A 5,128-nucleotide genomic window follows, 5' to 3' on the forward strand; every position below is an offset into this window, starting at 1 on the left:
TTTCCAACAGATGGACACCTAGCCTCATGGGCTGGTCTATGTCCAGGTTCCTATGAAAGTGCTGGTATTAAAAAATCCTCGCGAATAACGCAAGGAAATAAATACTTAAAACATGCCTTAACGATCTCGGGTATGATAGCAGGACACTCCAAAGATCCAGCTTTCTCATCTTTATACAAACGAGTTTCCCAAAGAGGAAGTAAGATGAAGGCTGTTATCGCTTGTGCTCATAAGATACTAAGAATTGTCTACAAACTTTTGAAAACACATCAAACTTATGAAGCAGTCAAAGCATTAGGGATGCGGCAACATCCTTAAGACATCTTTAAATATGTTCACCTTAAGTATAACACAGATAGTGTTTTTTTGCGCTTTTTTACTGTGTTATTTTCAAATAAAAGACTATACCACCCTTATTCATATCTCCTTCAGGAAAGCAGAAGAAGCCTACTCCTGCTCTTCATTTTCCTAGAGATTAGCCTCAAAGTGGTCTGTTTTCTTCCTATAAAAGACATAACTTAATAATATATTAAAAAATTCGTATTTTGTCAAGATATTTTTAAGTTTTTATGGTAAAATCTTAATAGAGGGAAGGAAAGTGAGGTGATATATAGCATGGCAATCCCAAAGTATCAACAAATCAAAGATGAACTCAAGCACAAAATTATCTCCGGTCAATTTGAAAATGGAGATAAATTTTATACCGAAGCCGAGTTGATTGATATGTATAATGTTAGTTCAATTACGGTTGTACGGGCCTTGAACGATCTAGCTAAAGACGGTTACATCGTCCGCCAACAGGGGAAAGGTACCTTTGTATCCCGAGCTGGTGATCATAAACTCATCGAATATTCTGATGCTGATTTTCTTGAGGGTAAAGTCGATGAAGTGACGGTCCTATCTATCACACGGGATAATAATCCTGAGTTCATCGCAAAACTTGGACTTGGCCCAATGCACTACTACTATAAGATCGAACGGATGCGTACAGCGGATGGTACCCCTTATGTTTTCCATGAATCTTATATCCCAGAGCAGTATATCAATGCCAATTATCCGGACTTGAGTTACTATAGCTCTATCTACGACCGGTTTAAGTTTGACTACCATATTCATCTCAATGATGAAAAGTTTGAGGAGACAACTGAAATTCTCTTTCCAACAGAGTCTGCAATTAGCAAACGCCTAGAGGTTGCTGAAGAATTTCCAACTGTCCTTCAAACCAAAACCACGCGCCTTGAATCAACTGGTCAAATTTTGGAATACCGTAAAACCTATAAACGTGGTGATTACTTCAAGTTCACCCTCCTGTCACGGAATCAATGAACTATGAGCAATGACCGAATTCAAAAAACACCGAAAAAAGGGCCCACTTCTCACCCAGGAGAAGACAGGCCCTTTTTGTTTATACTCGAAACAGTTCGAAATCTGAAACGAATTTTAATCCAGGAATTGGATTAAAATTAATACGTAATGAGGCGAGCATCGCTTGCAATCCATCCGATGAAGATAGTTCAACAGGTCTGGGAGACCTGTTGAATCTTATCAATAAGGCGTGCAAGGCACGCAATCAATAAGTTCGGCGAAGAGGATTACCACATTCAGATTTTGAAATGTAATGAGTATTATAGTCCCAAACGAGTGAAAATAGCATCTACTCCGCTTGTATAATAGTCTGGATTAAAAATGTCTTCAATTTCCGCTGGGGTGAGATAGGAAGTGATTTCTGAATCTTCTAGTAGAAGAGATTTAAAATCAACCTGATGATCCCAGGCTTGAGCCGTTTTGGGCTGAACCAAGTCATAGGCGGCTTCCCGCGTCATTCCCTTTTCAATCAAAGATAATAAAACACGCTGGCTGTAGATAAGGCCGAAGGTGGCATCCATGTTCCGGCGCATATTCTCAGGAAATACGGTCAAATTCTGGACAATACGGCCAAAGCGATTGAGCATGTAGTCCAAAAGAATGGTTGAATCTGGAGCGATAATACGCTCTGCTGAAGAATGAGAGATGTCTCGCTCGTGCCAAAGCACCACATCTTCCATGGCAGTCACCATATGACCGCGCAAGACACGCGCCAAGCCTGTCATATTCTCAGATCCAATAGGATTACGTTTGTGAGGCATGGCTGAGCTTCCTTTTTGCCCCTTGGCAAAGAACTCCTCCACCTCCCGTTGCTCGGACTTCTGTAGGCCCCGTATTTCGGTCGCCATCCGCTCAATCGAGGTCGCAATCAAGGCTAGGCAATTGAAGTAATCGGCATGTAAATCCCGCGGTAGAACCTGAGTGGAGATTTCTTGTGGACGAATCCCCAAACGTTCACAGACGTACTCTTCCACAAAAGGAGGGATATTGGCGAAATTCCCAACGGCACCTGAAATCTTCCCAGCTTCAACCCCCTCAGCAACCAGGTTAAAGCGTTCCAAATTGCGCTTCATTTCACTGTACCAGGTTGCCAGCTTCAAGCCAAAGGTCGTAGGCTCCGCATGAACCCCGTGGGTCCGGCCCATCATAATCGTGTATTTGTGTTCACGCGCCCTCTCTGCAAGAATGCCCAAGAAATTCTCCAAATCCTGACGCAAAATCGCGTTGGCCTGCTTATAGAGGTAGCCATAGGCCGTATCGACCACATCCGTAGAGGTCAATCCAAAGTGAACCCACTTACTCTCCTCGCCCAGAGATTCTGAAACGGCTCGCGTAAAGGCCACCACATCATGATGGGTTTCCTGTTCAATCTCCAAAATCCGCTCAACCTCAAAGCTCGCCTTCTCCCGCAACAAGGCCACGTCTTCCTTAGGAATTTCCCCCAACTCAGCCCAAGCCTCAGCAGCTAAAATCTCAACCTCCAACCAAGCTTGGTACTTATTTTCCTCCGACCAAATGGCCCCCATTTCTGGCCGCGTATACCGTTCTAACATGTCGTCCTCCTCCAAGTATTCTCCTACCAGTTTACCTTATTTACAACTTTTTCTCCAGTCATTCCGAATGAATAGAAAAAGACAGACAGGAGAAGCCCATGTATCCAAGCAATCCCATTCAAGAAGCCCTTCGCCCTAGCCAATCCGTCCAAGTTACCTTATTGGATTCCCAGCAGGTGAAGCTGATTTTTCCTATGGTAAAAAAAGAGAGACCTCTGACCCTTCAAATCTGGACTAACCAAGATCCAAAGAACTGGCACTACTTCCCCCTTAAGCAAGAGGAAGAACACCCAGACTTAACCCTAAACCTCAAAGACTTTCCACCTGACTCCGGTCCCTACGCCTATCGGCTCCAAGGACCCCACGGACAAATCCTTCAAAGCGGTACCTTGCCTCTCCCCTCAACTCCAAACAGCAAGAAGAACCCACAAGATTTAAAACCACGCACCCAATTTTCATCCGCCAAACTCGACCAAGGTCTCCTCCTCTTTCAACTCAAACCAGCCCCCCAGAGCCCTGCCATCCACAAGGCTAACCTGCGAATCACCCAAGACCAGCAGAATCCAAAAATTCTTCCCTTAACCCCAGAAAGACCAGACGGACTCTTGCAAACCCTTATCGATTTAAACCAAGACCTTTCTGCGACCCCTATCCAAGCTCAGATTGACGTCACCTTTGCCAATGGTCAAAGCCAAACCTATCCCCTAGCAGACTATCACATCCCCCTCGACAAACTGGAAGCCCAAGTGCAACTCCAAGAGGAGGCCAACACCCTGCACCTCGAACTTTCCAGAGCCCAAGCCCTGGAACAAATCCAAGTCCTTCTCAACAATCAAACCTACTCCCTAACCAAGATCAGCCCAGCCCTTTACCAAACCAGCATCCAACTTCCACCAACAAAAAAGGCAACCATTCAAATCAAAGCCCTCAAACAAGGACAACCCCAAACCATCTACCACAAAACCTTTCAACCAGCACAAACAGAAAGCAAACACACTGACCTAGCGACAACTATTGAGGAAAGTAGTGACCACGACTTCCAGCCCCTCTACCCAGCACCAACCTACCCCACCGGCCAATGCACCTGGGGCGTCAAACGCCTGGTCCCCTGGGTTGGCGACTGGTGGGGCAACGGCGGACAGTGGGCCGCCTCAGCCGAGGCCCTTGGCTTCCGAACAGGACCAGAACCCCGCATCGGAGCCATCGCCTGCTGGGACGACGGTGGCTACGGACACGTAGCCCTCGTCACCCACGTAGCCTCCCCCCAAGCCATCCAAGTCAAAGAAGCCAACTACAACGGCCAAGGAGCCATCCGCAACTACCGCGGCTGGTTCGACCCCAGCCAAGGGCTGGGACATCTGACCTATATCTATCCACCTGGCAACTGATACTCATTAAATTTCAAAATCTGACGTTGTCAAGCCTCTTCGGTGAACCTCAGTTCTACCATCATCGGCTTTCCTAGTCATCTTTTTGAAATTTTTCGAGTATTCCGATTTAGAAGTTAGTTAAGTATGAAAACTCCCAAGAAAAAATTCCTTAAACCCCAATTATTCATACCTAACTTAAAAACCTTCCAGAAACCGTATTGATCACAGGGTTTCTGGAAGGTTCTGCTTTTCACCCATTGGGTGAAACATTCGTCTAGACAAAAAAGGATTTCCCCTTTATGATATAAGTGCAAAAAAAAATAAAAAGAAAGGAAATCCACATATTCAGTCTAACAAATAATAATGCTAAAAACAATAATTTTTCTTTTGAGGGAGGAAATCTAACGAATTATGGCGGACTGATTCTCTTTAAAGAATTGTTTGAGGTCTTGAAGCTGACTGAGTTAATTTCCAAATATTTAGTCACTAATGATCAACGCCATTCCCCTCTTTACTCGGACACAATGATTGTTATCCAACTCGTTTTTCAAATTCTAGCGGGTCATGATACAGACTATGCCTGTCAAGAATTGAAAGATGATGCTTATTTCTATCAGCTACTAGAGTCGAAACAAGTAGCCTCTCAATCAACCCTGTCACGTTTCTTTTCACGTGCAACGGAAGAAACTGTTGAGGCTTTAAGACAGCTTAATTTTGAACTAATCCAACTCTTTTTACAATTTCATCAGTTGGATAATCTTATCATTGATGTCGATTCAACTCATTTTACAACTTATGGGAAGCAAGAAGGTTCGGATTACAATGCCCATTACCGTGCTA

At 44.4% G+C, this 5,128-nt stretch carries 5 protein-coding genes; 4 read left to right on the forward strand and 1 reads right to left on the reverse strand.

All coding sequences use genetic code 11. From position 1 onward, the window contains the following. On the forward strand, positions 1-318 hold a 318-nt coding region (locus I1A59_RS08960; protein ID WP_196092424.1), incomplete at its 5' end, for a transposase. A 297-nt stretch (positions 319-615) separates the two neighbouring features. Continuing rightward, positions 616-1,326 carry a GntR family transcriptional regulator gene (locus tag I1A59_RS08965; RefSeq protein ID WP_196092425.1) on the forward strand — a complete coding sequence of 237 codons (711 nt, stop codon included), beginning with the start codon at positions 616-618 and terminating at the stop codon, positions 1,324-1,326. A 299-nt stretch (positions 1,327-1,625) separates the two neighbouring features. Here I1A59_RS08965 and purB read toward each other — a convergent pair whose 3' ends face one another. Then, positions 1,626-2,918, reverse strand: coding sequence for an adenylosuccinate lyase (purB, locus tag I1A59_RS08970; RefSeq protein WP_196092426.1), 1,293 nt, complete (start codon positions 2,916-2,918; stop codon positions 1,626-1,628). 98 nt (positions 2,919-3,016) lie between these two features. On the opposite strand from purB, the gene I1A59_RS09820 reads away from it, so the two are divergent. Both I1A59_RS09820 and I1A59_RS08980 read left to right on the forward strand, forming a co-directional pair. Next, positions 3,017-4,306: a CHAP domain-containing protein gene (locus tag I1A59_RS09820; RefSeq protein WP_282097660.1), complete on the forward strand. Its 1,290-nt coding sequence runs from the start codon at positions 3,017-3,019 to the stop codon at positions 4,304-4,306. 323 nt (positions 4,307-4,629) lie between these two features. Next, on the forward strand, positions 4,630-5,128 hold a 499-nt coding region (locus I1A59_RS08980; RefSeq protein ID WP_348769641.1), incomplete at its 3' end, for a transposase.

This window comes from Streptococcus sp. NLN76 (assembly GCF_015686645.1).
Classification (GTDB): domain Bacteria; phylum Bacillota; class Bacilli; order Lactobacillales; family Streptococcaceae; genus Streptococcus.